This window comes from Thermoplasmataceae archaeon, assembly GCA_038729425.1.
Taxonomy (GTDB): Archaea; Thermoplasmatota; Thermoplasmata; order Thermoplasmatales; family Thermoplasmataceae; genus B-DKE.
Genome location: JAVYSB010000001.1, coordinates 323,153 through 340,880, shown reverse-complemented (window position 1 = coordinate 340,880; position 17,728 = coordinate 323,153). Strand labels below are relative to the sequence as shown.

General features: G+C 44.3%; 16 protein-coding genes. 7 read left to right on the top strand and 9 right to left on the bottom strand.

Translation table 11 applies throughout. The features are described 5' to 3' along the window. Together fdhF and QW597_01695 are read right to left on the bottom strand one after the other, a co-directional pair. A complete protein-coding gene (fdhF, locus tag QW597_01700) occupies positions 1-2,949 on the bottom strand; it encodes a formate dehydrogenase subunit alpha (protein ID MEM0155303.1) in 2,949 nt (982 codons plus the stop codon). Between the two features lie 514 nt (positions 2,950-3,463). Further along, on the bottom strand, positions 3,464-4,030 hold the full coding sequence (locus QW597_01695; GenBank protein ID MEM0155302.1) for a DUF998 domain-containing protein: 567 nt from the start codon (positions 4,028-4,030) through the stop codon (positions 3,464-3,466). Between the two features lie 158 nt (positions 4,031-4,188). On the opposite strand from QW597_01695, the gene QW597_01690 reads away from it, so the two are divergent. From QW597_01690 to QW597_01670, 5 genes are all read left to right on the top strand, one after another. Continuing rightward, positions 4,189-4,341, top strand: coding sequence for a GrpB family protein (locus QW597_01690; protein MEM0155301.1), 153 nt, complete (start codon positions 4,189-4,191; stop codon positions 4,339-4,341). A 14-nt stretch (positions 4,342-4,355) separates the two neighbouring features. Beyond that, on the top strand, positions 4,356-4,724 hold the full coding sequence (locus QW597_01685; protein ID MEM0155300.1) for a GrpB family protein: 369 nt from the start codon (positions 4,356-4,358) through the stop codon (positions 4,722-4,724). 155 nt (positions 4,725-4,879) lie between these two features. Next, positions 4,880-5,467, top strand: a complete 588-nt coding sequence (locus QW597_01680; protein MEM0155299.1) for a hypothetical protein — start codon at positions 4,880-4,882, stop codon at positions 5,465-5,467. A gap of 506 nt (positions 5,468-5,973) precedes the next feature. Then, positions 5,974-6,477: a MarR family transcriptional regulator gene (locus QW597_01675; GenBank protein ID MEM0155298.1), complete on the top strand. Its 504-nt coding sequence runs from the start codon at positions 5,974-5,976 to the stop codon at positions 6,475-6,477. 2 nt (positions 6,478-6,479) lie between these two features. Then, positions 6,480-7,991 (top strand): MFS transporter, encoded by a 1,512-nt coding sequence (locus QW597_01670; protein MEM0155297.1) that lies wholly within the window; start codon positions 6,480-6,482, stop codon positions 7,989-7,991. A 36-nt stretch (positions 7,992-8,027) separates the two neighbouring features. Here QW597_01670 and QW597_01665 read toward each other — a convergent pair whose 3' ends face one another. From QW597_01665 to QW597_01655, 3 genes are all read right to left on the bottom strand, one after another. Beyond that, entirely contained in the window at positions 8,028-8,180 is a 153-nt protein-coding gene (locus tag QW597_01665) for a hypothetical protein (protein ID MEM0155296.1), read from the bottom strand. Between the two features lie 125 nt (positions 8,181-8,305). Further along, positions 8,306-11,236, bottom strand: a complete 2,931-nt coding sequence (locus tag QW597_01660) for a thermopsin family protease (protein MEM0155295.1) — start codon at positions 11,234-11,236, stop codon at positions 8,306-8,308. 50 nt (positions 11,237-11,286) lie between these two features. Beyond that, positions 11,287-12,762 (bottom strand): SAM-dependent DNA methyltransferase, encoded by a 1,476-nt coding sequence (locus QW597_01655; protein MEM0155294.1) that lies wholly within the window; start codon positions 12,760-12,762, stop codon positions 11,287-11,289. 62 nt (positions 12,763-12,824) lie between these two features. On the opposite strand from QW597_01655, the gene QW597_01650 reads away from it, so the two are divergent. Beyond that, entirely contained in the window at positions 12,825-13,199 is a 375-nt protein-coding gene (locus QW597_01650) for a hypothetical protein (protein MEM0155293.1), read from the top strand. Between the two features lie 88 nt (positions 13,200-13,287). Further along, the gene (locus tag QW597_01645; GenBank protein MEM0155292.1) at positions 13,288-14,181 is read left to right on the top strand and encodes a DMT family transporter; all 894 of its coding nucleotides are present in this window, start codon (positions 13,288-13,290) and stop codon (positions 14,179-14,181) included. Between the two features lie 11 nt (positions 14,182-14,192). On the opposite strand, the gene QW597_01640 is transcribed toward QW597_01645, so the two are convergent. From QW597_01640 to QW597_01625, 4 genes are all read right to left on the bottom strand, one after another. After that, entirely contained in the window at positions 14,193-14,579 is a 387-nt protein-coding gene (locus QW597_01640) for a DUF6015 family protein (GenBank protein ID MEM0155291.1), read from the bottom strand. A gap of 89 nt (positions 14,580-14,668) precedes the next feature. Then, a complete protein-coding gene (locus tag QW597_01635; protein ID MEM0155290.1) occupies positions 14,669-15,607 on the bottom strand; it encodes a nucleotidyltransferase family protein in 939 nt (312 codons plus the stop codon). A 96-nt stretch (positions 15,608-15,703) separates the two neighbouring features. Beyond that, positions 15,704-16,891: an MFS transporter gene (locus QW597_01630; protein MEM0155289.1), complete on the bottom strand. Its 1,188-nt coding sequence runs from the start codon at positions 16,889-16,891 to the stop codon at positions 15,704-15,706. Positions 16,892-16,978: 87 nt separating this feature from the next. Continuing rightward, entirely contained in the window at positions 16,979-17,581 is a 603-nt protein-coding gene (locus tag QW597_01625) for an ATP-binding cassette domain-containing protein (protein ID MEM0155288.1), read from the bottom strand. Positions 17,582-17,728 lie beyond the last annotated feature (147 nt).

The following is a 17,728-nucleotide window of genomic DNA, read 5'->3' as shown; positions in this document are numbered from 1 at the left end:
TCACTTTTCTCCTCCACTTATCAAACTGCTGTAATCTGGTCTTCTCCACTTATCTTCTACCCTGACGCTTATCTGGGGTTTAGCCTGCTGGAATCTAGGGTTAGTCCTTGGGAGGGGAATTCTCGGTTTCACTCCGGGAATTTTCTCCATCTTCACCGGTAGTTCCTTGTACGCGGCTGTATGGGCTATCGGATCCATGAACCGGCTTGTGAGAATATTTACCGCCTCATCTCCCGAGTCGTTCATTGGCATATACATCTCATTTCCCTTCACGCGATCTGTTATGAGGGCTCTGGTCTTCAGGGAGCCCCATTTAGATGTCAACCTGACTTCATCACCATCTTCAATGCCTCTCTCCTTAGCTAGGTCGGGTGATATCTCAACAAAGGTGGACGGCACCTTATCCCTAATGCCGGGGCTCTGGTAGGTTTCATTTCCTTCATGGAAATGCTCCAGTAACCTGCCGTTGTTAAGATGGAGATCAAACTCCTCGTCCATGGGTAGTGGCGGACTGTATTTCAACGGGTAAAATACCGCCTTGCCGTCTGGGAAGTGGAACTCCTTTTCATAGAGCAATGGGGACGAAGTCCCGTCAGGGAACGTGGGCCACTGCATGCTGTCGAATCCTTTCAGATGGCTGTAGGAAACTCCGGAGAACATAGGCACTACCCTTGAAGCTTCTTCCATGACCTCTGAAGGATCCTTGTAGTTCCAGTCATAACCTATCTCCCTGGCAATCATCTGGATAATTTCAAAGTCAGGTTTAGATTCTCCAAGGGGCTCCATGACCTTGAATATGCGCTGTATTCTTCTCTCTGTGTTTGTGAAAGTGCCGTCCCTTTCCAGGCTGACCGCCGCTGGAAGAACAACGTCAGCATGTTTGGCAGTTTCTGAGAGGAATATGTCCTGAACGACGAGGAATTCCAGCCTGTCTAGCATTTCTCTAATATAGTTCACTGATGACCCCGTCGTTGCCACTTCCTCACCCACGATATACATGCCCTTTATCTTGCCGCTGTCCACATTTTCCATGCAGTTCTGGTTGTCAATTCCAGGGGCATCAGGCAGCTTGCACTTCCACTCATCTTCAAATCTCTTTCTGGCCTTTTCATCTGATACCTTCTGGTAGCCGGGGAGATAGGCGTTCATCGCACCAAAATCGCTGGCACCCTGCACGTTGTTATGCCCTCTCAGGGGATAGGCACCAGTGCCTGGCCTGCCATAATTTCCCGTAACGAGAAGGAGATTTGATATGGCTGTGGACGTATCGCTTCCTGCCTGATGCTGTGTCACACCCATTGCCCAGAGGATACACATGGTTTTCACGGAATGAATCGTTTCAGCAACTTTCACCAGAGTATCTTTCTTGATGCCGGTAATTTTCTCCGCGAAGTCCAGTGAGAATGATTCCAGACTCTTTTTATATTTTTCGAAGTCATTGGTCCTGTTGCTGATAAACTCCTTCGCTTCCCAACCCTGATCAATAATATACTTTGTAACTGAAGAAAGCCAGACAAGATCAGTTCCAGGATTGGGATGCAGGAATATGTCGGCTCTGCTAGCCATTTCATGTTTCCTTAGGTCCGAGACAATCAGCTTCTGGCCATTGAGCTTATGTGCTCTCTTTACCCGCGTGGCAAGCACAGGATGCGATTCAGCGGTATTGGTTCCAACAGCGATTATGAGTTCTGACTGGTATATGTCACTGATCGATCCTGAATCACCACCGTAACCCACCGTTCTCCAGAGGCCTGTGGTTGCCGGAGCCTGACAGAATCTTGAGCTATTGTCCACGTTGTTCGTGCCAAACACCTGTCTCGCAAGCTTCTGCACAAGGAACGCCTCCTCATTAGTTCCCTTGGATGAGGCAATAAATTCTATTGCATCTCCGCCGTACTTCTGTTTTAAATCAAGGAGTCTCTTGGCTGTATAACTGATCGCTTCTTCCCACGAAGCTTTCCTGAAATGATTCCCGTCCCTTATCAATGGAACGGTCAGCCTGTCAGGGCTGTTTACAAAGTCCCATCCAAATTTACCCTTTATGCATGTGGAGATTCCATTTGCCGGGGACTCCGGCACTGGCTGAATTTTCAGTATGTCCCTGCCCCTTGTCCACATTTCAAAGGAGCAGCCTACTCCGCAATAGGTACACACAGTTTTTGTCCTCTTGATCTGACTCTTTCTCATTGCGGATTCAATGTTACTAATAGCCATCACAGGTTTCATCCCGACCGTGGGCTCAAGATGCTTGACAAGGTCGATCATCTGCCTTTTTGGTTTCTCCTTTATCCCGGTTAAAAATCCAGCCTTCCCAAGCATGGTTTTTTCCATAAGGGCATTCACAGGGCACACAGTAACGCAGTGACCACATGAGACACAGGATGAATCGTTAACTGCCACATTATTATCCCAGATCACACGTGGGCGATCAAGGGACCAGTCTATTGAAAGAGTTTCGTTGACCTGGACATCTTGGCAGGCTTCGACGCATCTCCCACAAAGAATACACTGGTTCGGGTCATAAACATAAAAGGGGTTGCTGTCATCCACCCTGTACCGTTTTGGCTCGAATGGGTATTTCTGTTGATCTATGCCAAGCTGGTGGACAGTGTTGTGCAGATCGCAATTTCCATTGTTGTTTTCACAGACAGTGCAATATAGCTCATGATTGTGCAGTATCCTGTTCGTAGCCTCGACTTGAGTCTCGTGCACTGATGGTTTAAGTGTATCAATCACCATGCCCTCGCTTACATCTGTTGAGCAGGAACGGGCCATTTTACCGTCGATCTCTACGATGCACGTATCGCAAGTTCTTAATGGCCCAAGATTTGGCTGGTAACATATATGTGGAACTTCAATTCCATTCTCCAGAAGCGCCTTAAGAACTGTTCCGCTCCCAACAATGACAGGCTCATTATTTATCGTTGTACTTATTTTATTCGACATCATGATTCCAGCAACCAACCGATTATCAGGGCGTTATCTTTTCGATTTATGTCCAGATAACCATTATAATTTGTAAGCACTTGTGATATATAGATGTTGTTAAGAAGGATAAGTTCAGCTTTTTTTAGCTTTAACGGAAAATTGGCTAGGAAACGATTGAAGATATTACTTTCTGGACCATGGTTATGCACAATAAACATGTTTCCGCTGTCAGGGTTCATTTAAATTATTATACGCAGTTGCTCCATAAATCATTAGAAAGAAGAGTGCACTAATACCACAACAAAATCATTTTGGAACGGATCTTTAAGAGGTCCAAATTACACCCTGTTCCCGACCGAGAGACTGCTTTATTTGAAGTTTCTCATTTTTGACCGCCATTCTAATCCAATATAGCAGGTGGCTGCATTTATTTAGTATAGTGGAAATTTGCACTATGGTCAGGCGATCTTATTGTTCTGGTAATGAAAGAATGTGCAATTCAGCGATTCATAAGGATTGGATAGCTTGTATGAGATCAGTAACCAGATTTACCCATAAGCCACCCTCCGAAGGTGAGTGCCCAGAGCAGGTTCGGATACGCTATCATCCTTTCCATTCCACCATTACCAAGACCAAGGTAAATTCCAAAAGCGTACAGGATCAATGAAATAAGCCCAATCGATCCAAGAACAGCCCATCCGATGGCGTAGTAGCTTTTCACTTTAGTCAGGAGGAAAAACGGTGCCAATGAGGACATCAGAAATACAATGAACGATGCGATCAGGTGGGCATTTCCCGTTGTTTCTGGAAAGGAGCCGACACCAATAGCACCTATGCCAGCCAGTACGATCAATATAATGAATGTCAACGACAACTTTCTAATCAATAGGGCGGATAAAATGATGAAAACCCCAAACAGAATTATTGACGAATTGAAAATATAAGCTGTTTCTCCAACTCCGAGGTCACTGATGTAATTTCCCGAAACACTATATCCAGGATAAATTGCCTCCGAAATCAGCATAAAAAGGAAAAATTGCACAACGCCAACGAAAAGTAAGAAACCGGCCATCTTCATGTCTTCACTTTTGACGTCTTTCATGATTAATACACGAGGTGGATAAAGATAAGAGTTTTGTCTCAATTGAAAGAATAATAGAACGTCGCTGAATTTCTTCCAAAAAGATTTCAAATCTGGGGGCTAGCACAGGAATCCGAGCACAAACATGTTTTTGTTCAGAAACTGTATAACCAAAAAAGATGAGGAAAGTCACAGTCAGGGAATGGGATGAGAGTTATCAGGTGGAATTTGGGAAAGGGGCGATGAAGATCCGAGAAATCTTCTGGAATGAAGTCAGAGGAGTTTTTCACATTGGAAGCACCGCGGTTCCAGGCTTGAAATCAAGCCAGTAATTGGCATTCTTGTAGTGGTAGTGGACATAAACAGGGTTGACAACTTCATTGGTGATATGGAATCCTTAGGGTATACTTCAATGAGGGAATTCGGCATACCAGGACGAAGATATTTCTATAAAGGGCAAGAAGAGCATACACACCATGTACACATTTTCGAAGACGGAAACGAGCACATAGAACGACACATTGCATTCAGGGACTATTTGAGGGGCCATCCGGAAGTTGCTAAGAGATATGGTGGCCTGAAAATAAAGCTTGTGAACAGGTACCCTGAAGACGTTGATTCCTATCAAGAGGGGAAAAACAGTACCATTAGGGAGATTCATGCAGAAGCTATAAGATGGTACAGGGAATCTTTCAGGTTGGGAACTTTGCAATAGACTAGTACCATATAAGGCCGGGTAAATCCGATGGAAAGCTTGAAATTCCAAGCTCCACTGATTGACACAACGATGTTCTTCCATTATCAGTATCGGTTGATAGGCAATCTCCGAAATTATTAAGTAATGAATACTGTATTATACATTGGGTAATTATGAGCGTACCAGTATCTTTAGCTCCAGTAGCGCTGGGATTCTTTGGTTTGGGAACGGGATATTTAATTTATGGCCCGTGGGAAATCCTTGGAAAACCAGAAAAGTCTGATAGACTGAATTTGTCATTGGGTCAGTGGGGAATATGGATGCCAGGTTTCCTCCAGCTATTGACGGGAACCTACCTGTTTCTTGGGCTTACACTCGTTCCCAGCGCATTCGGTGGTTCGCCCATTCTATACATGGCGGCGCTTGCCTTCACGTCATACGGCGTACATTGGTTCGCGCTTGGTTACAACAGATATAAAGGCGCCGATATGCGGGTGGATGGTTATATGGCATTCGCGTTTCTGTGGATATCCATAACTGGTGCCACGGTATTCCTGTATAACGGAGCAGACGTTGGGGTCGGGATACTGTTCGTTCTGCTTGCTCTTGTGTACATTTCGGATATACCGGCCAGTCTGTTCGAAAGCAGGTTCTGGACGAGAGTCAAAGGACTGTGGCATGTTGTGACCGGTATCTGGCTGATGTACCTTATGTTCGCTGTAACGTTGAATATCGCCATTGGAATGCACTTTTTCGCATAATATAAGTACATGGGCGTGAAGTTATTCATACCCATATCATTTTTATTTTTCGGATTCCCTTTTACGTGTAGGACCATTTATTGCAGGTTATGGGTTTAATACAAGATAACCGATTCAGCAATTGCCGAAGCTAATTACGGCAAAATTTATATGCGGGTAAAACTGCTTTAACCATGGAGGTGTGGATAGTGGACGGAAAAGAATATGTCTGCGATCAATGTGGAGCTGAGCACGACACTGAAATAGAGGCTATACAGTGTGGATGTGGATACGACTAATAAAAGTATGGAGATAAGATTCTAAATATAATTTATGATTTTCCTGAAAATCCCTATGATATGTGGGGTTTTGAATATTGTTATCTGTGAGGTGAATTGAGATAGCAATATTTGAAGAATAGAGAGAACAGAAGTGGTACAAATTATAACGCATACAACCATAACTATTCTGATAAAAATATTAAGGATAACATAACCTTTAAGTAGTCCTAAATAATTATTGCTGCCTTGAAAAACACTGATGCTACGAAATCCGGAGAGTATGCTTTTTCCGAAATTGAGTTATCACCCTTTCTCAATGGAATGAAATCATTTCACCGGGAGACGATGTTTCTCATGATGGAAAAACTAAAGGAAGAGAACATAATCATGCCTCAATACCTGCTGCTTAGATATGTTGGTGACCACGGATCACAGGGTCTTTCCTCGCTGGCCAATTTCCTGCGCGTTAGCAACCCCACGGTCACAGGTCTCACAGATACGCTTGAGTCTCATGGTTGGGTGACTAGAGAACCCGACCCAGAAGATAGGCGCGGCACACTTGTTTCCCTGACGGACAAAAGCAGGGATCTTTTTGATAGAATGGAAAGCCGACAGAAGGAAATAATGATAAACGTTCTCGAAGGTTTTGATGCACAGAAGTTGAACGATCTTGGGAATTTACTTTCGGATCTTGCCTCAAAGATCAGGAAAATAGTGGATCAGAAGGCTAGTGAAAAGAGGAAAAGATAAAAATGACTGAAACACAACCATCAGAGTACAAAAGTATCCACGAATTTGACCGATCTTATGCAAACAAGGTGATGCTGATCCTGGCCGGAACGGTGGTGGTGGTAATGTACATAGAAGGTATGCTTACCCCGTCGCTTAACTCCATAGCCCACGGCTTCGGCGTCACGTATGCGCAGGTAAGCCTCATACTCTCTATCTACCTAGTAGGTGGTGTAGCATTCACGCCCATAGTTGGGAAACTAGGTGACATTTACGGTAAGAAGAAGATGATGTCCATTGTCCTAATCATTTATGCAGCTGCCGTATCAGTGACCGGTTTTTCTCCAAATCTGACTTTCATGATCGTATCAAGGTTCATTCAAGGGGTTGGAATGACGGTCATGCCACTGGGGATGAGCCTCGTAAGGGAAGAATTTCCAAAGGAGATGGTACCAAAGGCGCAGGCCCTTATAAGTGCCATGTTCGGTGCAGGGTTTGCCATCAGCATCCCACTTGGATCATTCGTATCCAATGACTTCGGATGGAGAATGACCTATCACACTGCAATACCATTTGTCCTGCTGCTTTCGATGCTAGCGATATTTGTTGTCAGGGAGTCAAGGTTCAGGAGGCCGGAAACAAAGATTGATTACTATGGAGCCGTATTGCTCGCCGGACTGCTTTCGTCTTTTGTGTTTGCACTTTCTGAGGGGCCAACATGGGGATGGGTTTCCCTGGATACCATCGGCCTTCTTGTAATAGGAGCAGTTCTGATAGTCCCACTGGTACTGTACGAGATCAGGTACACCAGAAAGTCAGGTGAAGCTATTCTCGATTTCAGGCTGCTTGCTGAAAGGAACGTTATGGTAGCTAACGTTGTGCTGTCCATAGCAGGAATGGGCATGTTTCTGGCACTACAGTCAATGAGCATCCAGTTTGAGCAACCCATAGCTCCCGGATACAATCTGACTATCCTGCAAACGGGGCTCTCCCTTATTCCATTCGCTATAGCAATGCTCATAATAGCTCCAGTTGCTGGTTCTCTGGTTTCAAAGGTTGGTGTAAAACCACTGGCAATATCCGGATCAATTGTAGCAGGCATTGGGTTCATACTGATGGCATTTGCGCATTCCTTTATTCAGATGCTATCTTACGAATTCATAATTGGCGCCGGGCTCTCACTGCTAAACGCATCGCTAATAAACCTCATAGTTCTGACTGTTAATCCCAGGGACATGGGACTCGCAACGGCCATGAACGGAACATTCAGGAGCGTGGGAAGCAGTATAGGGGCGCCAATAGCTGGCTCAATAATGACATCAATAGCGGTAATGTATGTGATCAGTGGCAGATCAGTATCAGTCCCACTGCAGGGAGCATTTACAGATATTTACTTCATAGCAGGGATATCTTTCGCGGTTGCAGCGTTGCTCACCCTGTTTGCCAGGGAAGTGCTGGGAAAGAGACGATACACTGATAGAGCTAAAGAAATAGTCACGACCGGCTTTGAGTGGTCACCTTCTGAATCAAAATAATTTTTTAATGGACACGATTTTTTGTGTCCGAAATTACTACTGAATTTTTGTTAGTTTCCTTTTTTCTTCAGCAAGCTCTTCCTGCAACTGTTTATTCAAAGGGTTTTTATGTACCTTCGCTTCAAGCTCCTGTATCCTAAGCTCAATGCTTTTCTTCTTTCTTGTAAGGTCTTTTTTTCCGAGTCCCATAATCAGCGCATAAGAATTACATGGAACCTATATGAGGTTTGCCTAAAAACCATGGATCACGGAAGAACTTCACCCCGGGAAATTGATTCCCTTTTCCTGTTCAAGGCAGCTCGGAATCTACCGACTCACTTTTTTTTCATCTTGGAATATACGACGAAGGATGCCGCAAGGGCTCCAGCAATTAACCCCAGTATCATGTATCCTGCAAGCAGCAGAGGTGAAATAGTCTGCACGAAGGTTATGCCAATATAGGTGTTATTGTATCCAAGCTGGAAGGATCCACCGCTGCTCGATACATAGCCTACAACCGTGTCAATCGTGTAGTTATACATTCCCGGTGTCTGACCAGGGATCTCGATGGTGCCGTTCGTGCTGCTGTATTGATGGCCATTAAGCGTCACAGACCACTTTGTTCCACCAGGGAGGCCCTTCTCCGCAAATAGGACTGCGAATTCCTCAGGTATCGCGGTTGAGTAAAATGGCAGATTAATATTAAGATGGCCACCGTTCAAGGTTACATTCCCATAGATCGGTTCATATGGACCGGTGGCATTGGCATAGTACTCATATGTTCCATTAGGCAAGTAGAACTCAATTGATGAAGTTTGTGAAAATATAGTTGGTTTTACCTGGACTCCTCCAAACAGAATGGCCGGAGCACCGCTCGGCGTAAGAGAGGTTGACTCGAATTCAACCAAAAATGTTGTGGCGGGCGGTATGTATTGCGTGGTGAATATTAGAGACTGTGGATAAAAGATCGGGCTCTGATCAGACCCATTTGCTATATTTCCATAGTCGTTGAACGATATACCCGGACCATAAACATCGCTCATCCAGTAATTCCCACTTATGTAGGAGCCGCCAATGATGTTCCTTCCGCGGATTGGTGAGACATTCCATTGATTATCCGTGTATATTGCGGCCCCACCGGTGTAGATGTTACTTCCGTTGCCACTTGGACTATACACCGGTTCAGTTCCGGAAAAGAAGTTATTGTATATCCTGTTATGAGAACTGTAAAGCTGCAACCCCATGGGAGTGTTTGAATTCAAGTAGTTAATCTCGAAGGCATTGGTCGTCGTGCCGTCAATAGCGAAGAAATTGCCGGTGACTGTATTGTTGGAAAGTGTCGTGTCATTGTTGTATATTAAAAGTGAGCTCCCCTCGCTCAGGAAGTAATTGCCGGTCACGTTAATGCCGGTGGAGTTCCAAAGGACAATGTTGGCCACTGGAAATCCGCTGGTATAGCTTGAAAACCAGCCAGAAACATAGGAAGAATTCTCTATGGTAAGGTTAGAAGACTGATACACCTGCATTGTGAGATAGTTCACATCTGGAAGGCCTAGAACTGTGAGAATATAGAAGTACATGGATGGGTACTCTATCTTGAACGCCGGGGGGGTTATCACAGTGTAATTGCTCACGTTGCTAATCATTAGCCCTCCAAAAACTGGAAACGTAAAATCATTCATTTCGGCAAACAACGGGTTCATCGAGACTGTTTGATTGGAGCCGTACAGAACATAAGGGGATTGTTCCATCCCTCTTCCACTATAGCTGATATTAGCCAGTTGACCATTATTGGATGCAAACAATGGGGTGTATATGCCGGTAGCGTAGTTCAGAGTCATTGCAAAGTTCGTGGTTGATGAAGATTTTAAAGTCGAAACTACCGGATTATGATTACTCATTAACGTCTCTGCAGAGTAACTGCCGGGTGGCAAGATGAGGGTGAAACTGCCGTTTGCTGTCGTTGGGGCCCACTGAGCCGAAGTCTGATTAAAAGTCTTTCCCTGGCTTACAAAAATGAAGCCATTTGATGGAGCCATCTCGCCTCTGAAAACTGAGTATCCGCTCCCCACCGATTCAATACTGGTTATATTTGTGGTGTTCCACATCCCGTAAAGTAGAGACGGGCCGGCGTTCATATATACCAAATCGTTTGGTGTGTAGTATTCTGAGATTCCGGATGAGGTCTCACCGGTATCTGTGCCGAAGTCATAAGCGGATTTTACAGAGGTATAATGGTCTCCGAATAGATATTTCAATGTCAGGGCCGCATTTATGGCGTAGATTGTAGTGGTGCTGCCGCCTCCCGGCCCCCCAATCATGAATTCAGCATCATAAAGAAGCCCATTTGGAAGCAATTCTGTACCGCTCACATGGAAATGTGCGGCACTATGTGGCATACCGCTACGCGGGTCCGAGTTGAAAGTTACCCTGTCGTAAGTATTGCTCACAGTTGCCTGCGTTCCATTTATGTTTCCCGTTATGCTATAATTGAAATACACAACATTGTTATGCGTGGCGGGATCATTCGTTTCGTTCAGGTACAGGGTCAGGGCGAAAGGCTCGCTAACCGTAAAGCTGGGTCCAATTGCAATGTAGACCTGTGAATTCGGGTATACATTTCCAGTGCTGTTTGATATAGTACCGCTCTGCATTATTGATGAAGCACCTGTGAAGTTCCAGATGTTGTTTTCAAAGGACAGTGTGTGTGTTCTCGTGGAATAAATAAAAACATTCTGTGTCCAGTAAGTGTACCCAGTCTGCCCCTCGATAGTTACGTTAGTCAACACAGTATTGAGCTGACCGGAGAAGGAATGTGGGCCATCATTCAGCAGATAATATGCGCTCATGTTGTTGATCGTGATCGTCGAGGAGAAACTTGAGGTATTGTAGTTAATCCCCGTTCCATTGATGATACCAAAATCTCCTATGCCCATTGGGGCGGGGGCGCCAGTATACAGAGGAGTAACGTGACCATTGCTGATTCCCGCATCTGCATTCATATTTGGGAGAAAGAGTAGTCTGCTGGAGGATCCAGAAGTGTTTATAATACTAGAAACTGTGGAAATGAACTGGCTCTCGGCCGAAACGTTCTGTATGGAGGAATTTGAGCCAGAATTGTTAGCTGGCAAATTGCTGGGTTCAGAGGAAGCGTCAGAAATCGCGCTGCTCACAACGTGACTCGGAACGACGTAAACACTTGATAGTACCATAATCACAACAACTGCACTGAATAAGGGGGTAAGGTTACCGTGTGACTTAAACACACCTGTGTATTAGTATCGGCACTTAAAAGCTTACCCACATTTATCTGAAACTAAGAAAGCAAACCCCGGCATAATCTGGGGTTTGGCTCATCTCTTAAGAAACGAATTACGTTTTCCGCCGATCCTTCCAGTACCAATTTATGGAATTTTTCCCGCTTTGTTTCTGTCATTGACAAGGGGTAGGAATCGAGAATTAGTTTTGCCTGGTTGAGACCAAGGTATTTTCTGGTATAGTTTGAATTTGAGTATCTGTAAGTTGTCATGAATTCGCTATCCAGCTGTTTCCTATAATGTTCCAGTATTAGGTTGAAAAAACGCTCCATGAATTCCTGCTCCCCTCCCGATACATTCTCAATCATAAGCTGAATGGGGTGAGTTCTGTAGGGAGATCCTGATATCATTATGGCTTGGGTGCCGAAGACGTCTGCAGTCCTGTAAAGGCCGCATCTGCCTTCCACCGATCCAGAGTCTAGGGTCTTAAGAAAAAGTAGGTTTTCAGATATTTTCTTTGACGTTCTGTCGTTTACTAGGTAAGCAGTGGATACATATTTTCTTCCATTAAAGCGGCTTGCATCTGTGACCAGAACTGTGTTATATCCGGGATTATCCAGAAGTTCCTTTTCAAGGAGATAAAACCTGAAAACGACGTCCCCCCTCCGGAGGGCAGAAAGGGTATTGAAAAAGGTTGAACCAGCACGGTAACTATTCTCTCTCTCCAGCGTCATTTCAGATTCGGTTACATTGGACCCGGCTTTCACTAACGGAAAGGTTACCTGTACATTCAGAGAACTAGACTTTCTGAAGAAACATATCGTAATATTGGTGCCGGTGAATTCAAAAATGCGTTTCTCTATGATTATAGCCTTTTCCAGAGTGTATCTGGAAAACAGTATGTTTCGAATGTGGCTGGAAACAGAATTTCCATAAAGGAAGTTTGAAGGAACAATGTAAATCATCTTTTCCAGGCCCGCTTCAATGTCACGATAGAGGGCAATCTGGTAAAGATCCTGAAGTCCCTTGGTGCCATTCTGAAAATACTTGAGATAATGCTTTACGGAAGGAGTTTTGGAAATATACCCGAGATAGAGGTATGGCGGGTTTGTTATGTGGATCAATTTATGCTTTGTCCTGATCATAGGAAAAGAAGCCAAGCCATCGTTCAGAAATATATTTCTGCGCGCGTACTCTTCCGGGATCCCATATTTCATGGCGGTTTCCCTACAATTTTCCACTGCTTCAGGTCTTATATCAGAAAGAAAAAGATGATCTCTGAAGAAACTCGCCCTCTTGTCAGGTTCTATCTGCCCCAGTATTGGGAATATTAGGTTTCCGTCTCCACAGAAATTGTCTGTCCAACTGTAACTAAGAACTTGATTTCTTATTTCAGGCAGGATATACTTATTGGTCACGTCAACAGGAGTCAGGTGATACCCCAGGCTTCGTCTTCGCGTTTTCTCCGTTATGGCATCTAATATTTTTAATTCGGCCATAATGACAACTGCGGTTTCCTCATGTTGTCCATTCAATTAATTTTACCGCACTATTTTTCTATCGCAAAGAATTTATCGTTATCAGGATATGCATTGCCATGACAGGTGAGACTCCTCCGGACTTCTGGAATGCAACACTTGCCAGAGTTCTCATGGCAGGTTCACTGACAATACAGAAAGTTGACAGTTTCGGAAATAAGGTTCCGGACCCTTTTTCAAGCGGTCTTTTTCGGAGATCCATAGGTGAACCAAAGGGTCAGATAGCGGACTGGAGGGCATCTATTGAAGGATCGGAAAGGGGTGTCCATGTTGTTGAGTTCAGGGATAGGTACGAGTTGCATGTTGACCGATATGATCCCTACAAGAATCCCCTGAAACACATTGTGTATGACAGCCCGAAAACCGGACTCTCTCTAGTACTTGGTGGAATCGGGATTGCACTTTTCATTCGCAGTGTTGTTAGGAGGAGATGACCTCAGCGAATTCCAATGAAGAAGTTCCTGAAGTTCTAGTGAATCTGGGGGGAAAGATACGTTAAGTTTGCGATCAAGGGGGTATGTCATGGTAATCTTCTCCAGTTCGCTCTGGGGGCTTTCCGGTACTGCGGCCCAGTATCTATTCAGCAATTATGAAGTGCAGCCTGGCTTTTTGGTGGAACTCAGGATGTTTTTTTCCGGCATAATCCTGTTGCTTCTTTTTTATCTGAAGCGTGAATCCAATGGAATCCATCAGAGAGTTAGTGGTAGTGATGTTTTGTCCATAATAATATTCGGTATAGTCGGACTCCTTGCTGTTCAACTAACATATTTCCTGACAATAGACTTCAGTAATGCTGGAACGGCTACCCTTCTTCAATACATCTACCCTTTTTTCATCATGGCATGGTTGGCGGTCACATCCTCAAAATCCGTGCTCCCTGCGGAAATCTTGTCGATTGTCCTTGCAATGGGAGGATTGTTCTTTCTGCTGACGGACGGGTCTCTATCTGGCATTAAGATTTCCAATCTAGCCGTGTTATTTGGACTGTTATCTGCTGTGGCAGCGGCATTTTATACCCTCTATCCTCGCAGACTCATTCAAAGGTTCAACACCACAATGGTCACCGGATGGGGCATGCTTTCGGGCTCCCTTATAATTATGCCTCTCTACGCGCCCTGGAGCTTTGGAGATTTTCGCGTGGACTGGATTTCCATAAGTTTGGTTATCTTCGTTATTATCTTCGGTACAGCACTGGCGTTCATGCTTTATCTGGACAGCCTGAAATACATAAAGCCCTCGGAGGCGAGCATCCTTTCGGTCTTTGAGCCTCTGAGTGCTGTAGCTGTAACTGTTCTAGTACTGGGAACCAGGTTGGGTATGCTACAGATTGTTGGCGGCGGACTCATTGTCACATCAACGGTTATACTCAGCATACGCACTGGAAAAGCTGAACCAGCTAAATCAAATAGCGGCTGATGAGGATAAAATCAGCTGTTGAGCTCTTTGAATATTTCGTCGTAAATGTTGCCTTCTGGGACTTCCTCAGCCAAGGCGTCCGCAGCTTTGTAAATATTCTTTTTCTTGTAAGTCCACTGGTTGATCCTCCACGGTTTGCCTTTCACGATGTTAACCTCTTCACGGTGTGTTTCAAGGAACCCGTATTCTTCCAGATTGTAGAACACATCTCTTTCTGGAGCTGAAAGCACATTATCGAGTACATAGTCTTCATAGCCGAAGAAGGACAGGACAAAATCACAGAGCTCCTCCACATCACTGTGGACCATCCCCTTCTTGCCGTATGTGTTCTCGAGAGCCTTAATCAGAGTCTCTCTTGTCATAACGGACATCGATAATCTCGTGTCCAATTGTATCATGGATATTAAATTTTCTTTTCTTCCACCTATTAGAGTAACTCATATTTTGCAATAATTATCTGGATTGGAAATAAAATGACCACCCTGACTCAGGCGTTGGTAACGTCGATTATTGTATTGTCAAATGCGCTAAACTCCGCATCCTCAGTCAGCGGGATAATCTGATTTTCTTTGTATTTCGAACCTGTGTCGGAAGCTATCATGCCGTTACCCCTAAGAACACGGGCAACTGAGTTCTTGCCTGCAGATATTTTCTGTGTCTTGCCAGATTTCACGAAGTATTCAACTATGCTGTTTTTTCCGCTTTTATAGAGATTTTTTATGTAACCGCACGGCGTATCAGTCCGGTTAATGTACTCCTCACGGACCATTTCAAGATCCTTCTCACTGTCTATTCCCATCCACATGGTATCTTCCCTATAAACTCCGACTTCTTTGTCCCTGACCAGCCTTGGGAATGCAGTGGTTTCAACATCCTTATCGAAGTAATCTTCAAAGAAATACTTGAAAACAGATTTTTTGATAAGGTAGAATCCTGCATTTATGTAGTAATCCAGATAGGGCTTTTCCTTGAACGAAACTACTTCGTCCCCGAATGTTTCGACAATTCCGAACGGGCTCTTCATCCGGGTCACGAACATTGTCATACCGTATTTGGAGGAACTAGCGAACTCCAGAAACCTGTCAATATTGAGGTCGGTAACCGTATCACCATTCCTCAGGATGATATCCTGGTCTGATCTATGCTCAAGCAGGTTCCTGATTGAAAAAAGCGTTCCGAGCGGCTTTTCTTCCCGAAAATAATGGAAGTTCGCTTCTCCATCAGATTCGCCATACCTTTCCTCTATCTTATGCCCGAGGTAACCGGAAAGAACATAGATCTCATTGATCCCAACATTTTTGAAATCAAAAATCTGTCTGTCCATTATGGTATAATTGTCCTTGATGTTTACCAGGGTCTTAGGAATCTCGTCTGTAATGGGCTTTAGTCTCTTTCCATACCCACCAGCCAGAATCACTCCGATCATGGGTGGAAATTGTCTACGCGTATAATTTTTATTGCTTGACAGATGTGAATCATCATGGTCTCAAATGTCATTTCGGACCTCAATCGTTATTCATCATTAAGCCACCACGGATTCCAATGAATCGCTCGTTTCAAGCCTCATGAAACCTGGCAGCACGGCGAACGCAAGAATAGTAATTGGGAACAGTAAAATTCCAATATAAAAGAGGATCACATTTACGGGGTCAAGGAGTGAAACCGAAGAGAAAATTACAGCCATCACAGGGGTTGATCCAGAGATGAATATCCTAAGAAATGCCATTATCTTCCCATAGATATTTCTTGGAATTATCTTCATGAGCTTGCTCTGTAGCGGGACGTTAATGAGGGAGAGAAATATTCCAATGGTTAACGCGTCTATCACATCTATTATGGGGTTCCGGTTAATGCTCAAAATTAAGAACAGAGGAGCATAAAGAAAAACCATCAAGGAGATGATTACGGCGCTGTTACGCCTTTGCTTCATACGGCTGGCTGGTACAGCCCCGATGATGCCGCCAATAGATATCGAAGCTATGAACAGCGTATAATATATTGGACTTGTTTTCAGAACAATATGAAACAACCCGGAGGAATAAACGTCCAGTGATTCAAAAAGTCCATTTATAATGAAAGCTATAATAACAAAGCCAAGTATTTTCCTGTAAAACCCTATTGCGCCAGCCATTTCCTTAATAACACCCCCTGAGGGTTTCTCTCTCTTCTCTTTAATTGGCATGGAAGATCCTATTGAAGCGAGGCTGATGGCCAGCAGAACGTAAGACATGTATCCGCTGAAGAATATTATTGCGGCACCACCCAACACAGTGCCAGTGAGAGTGGACGCAAAGCTTGCCGCCTGATTCCTAGAGTTGCCGGCAATGAACTGGTCCTCGGATAAGTGCTTCTTTATGGTAGCCGAAAAACTGTCACCCTTCATGGTCAGGCCAAGAGTAATGAAGGCCGTGGCGGCGTATATTATTGGCAAGGAGTAACCGAAAAAAAGAAGCGCCGGACCAACAGCTGCAATAACAGATGAGACTGCACTGATAACGGTGCTGTTTACCCGATCAATAAGATGTCCGATAGGTATCGACGCGACTATTTCCACTGCAAGGTAAACAACGGAAGTCATTCCCGCAAGGAATACAGAATTATAGTCCTCAACTATCAGCCACAGGAAAAAGATAATAAAAGCGTTCATCTGTACGCTCACTAGCATCCTTGAAGCCAGAAATCTGTAAAAAAAGGCAGGAATCCTGTCCATTGCGGCGCTATACTTCCAATCTATAAATAAGATTTCCTAGGAATCTCACAAAAGTGTTTTTTCGATCCTGGCATGATCTTTTCAGGCTCAGAATATTTTTTCAGTTTTCCCTAGGGACATCTCGTAGGCATGATCAGCGGTGTCCAGATCGCTTCTGTCCTGAGTAACGAACAGGATATCTATCCTGTTCTGGCGCGCGTATGTTTTGATCCACGATAATACGGTCTCCTTATCATCTAGATTCGAGAATGATTCATCTACAGCAATTAGTTCAGGTCCGTTGATTAGTGCAGTGGCGAGAGATACCCTTATCCTCTGCCCCATGCTGAGATTCCTCATTTTGCCTTCAAAATCTATTCCCAAGAGGCTCTTTATTCTTTCAACGTATCCAGAATAATTGCCATTTGACTTCCTTATTCCGCGCTCAATATGTGCATTCACGTTCAGGTTCGGGAAATAGGTTTCCTGATTCAGGTAAATCACTGACCGTTTCTGTGGTGGAAGGACTGTAATGTCCCTAGAATTAATCCTGACATAGCCTTCATCGTATCTCATAAATCCAGCTATCATAAGCAGTGTTGAAGTTTTGCCACTTCCGTTCTTTCCGAAAACCGAGATCAAACCGGAGTCATTCAGATAAGCCCTTATATCTAAGACGCCAAGCTTTTTGCGCAGGTCGACTTCAATCATCTGCTCTTTCCCTCCCCAGATAGAATCCCACTTTTGACTACTCTTATAACCACAAGCAGAACCAGGGAAATTACTATCAGGATGGCTGCTTCTGGAACAGCGACAACCGGTCCTCCGGTCTGAAAATCATTCCAGATTAGTACAGAA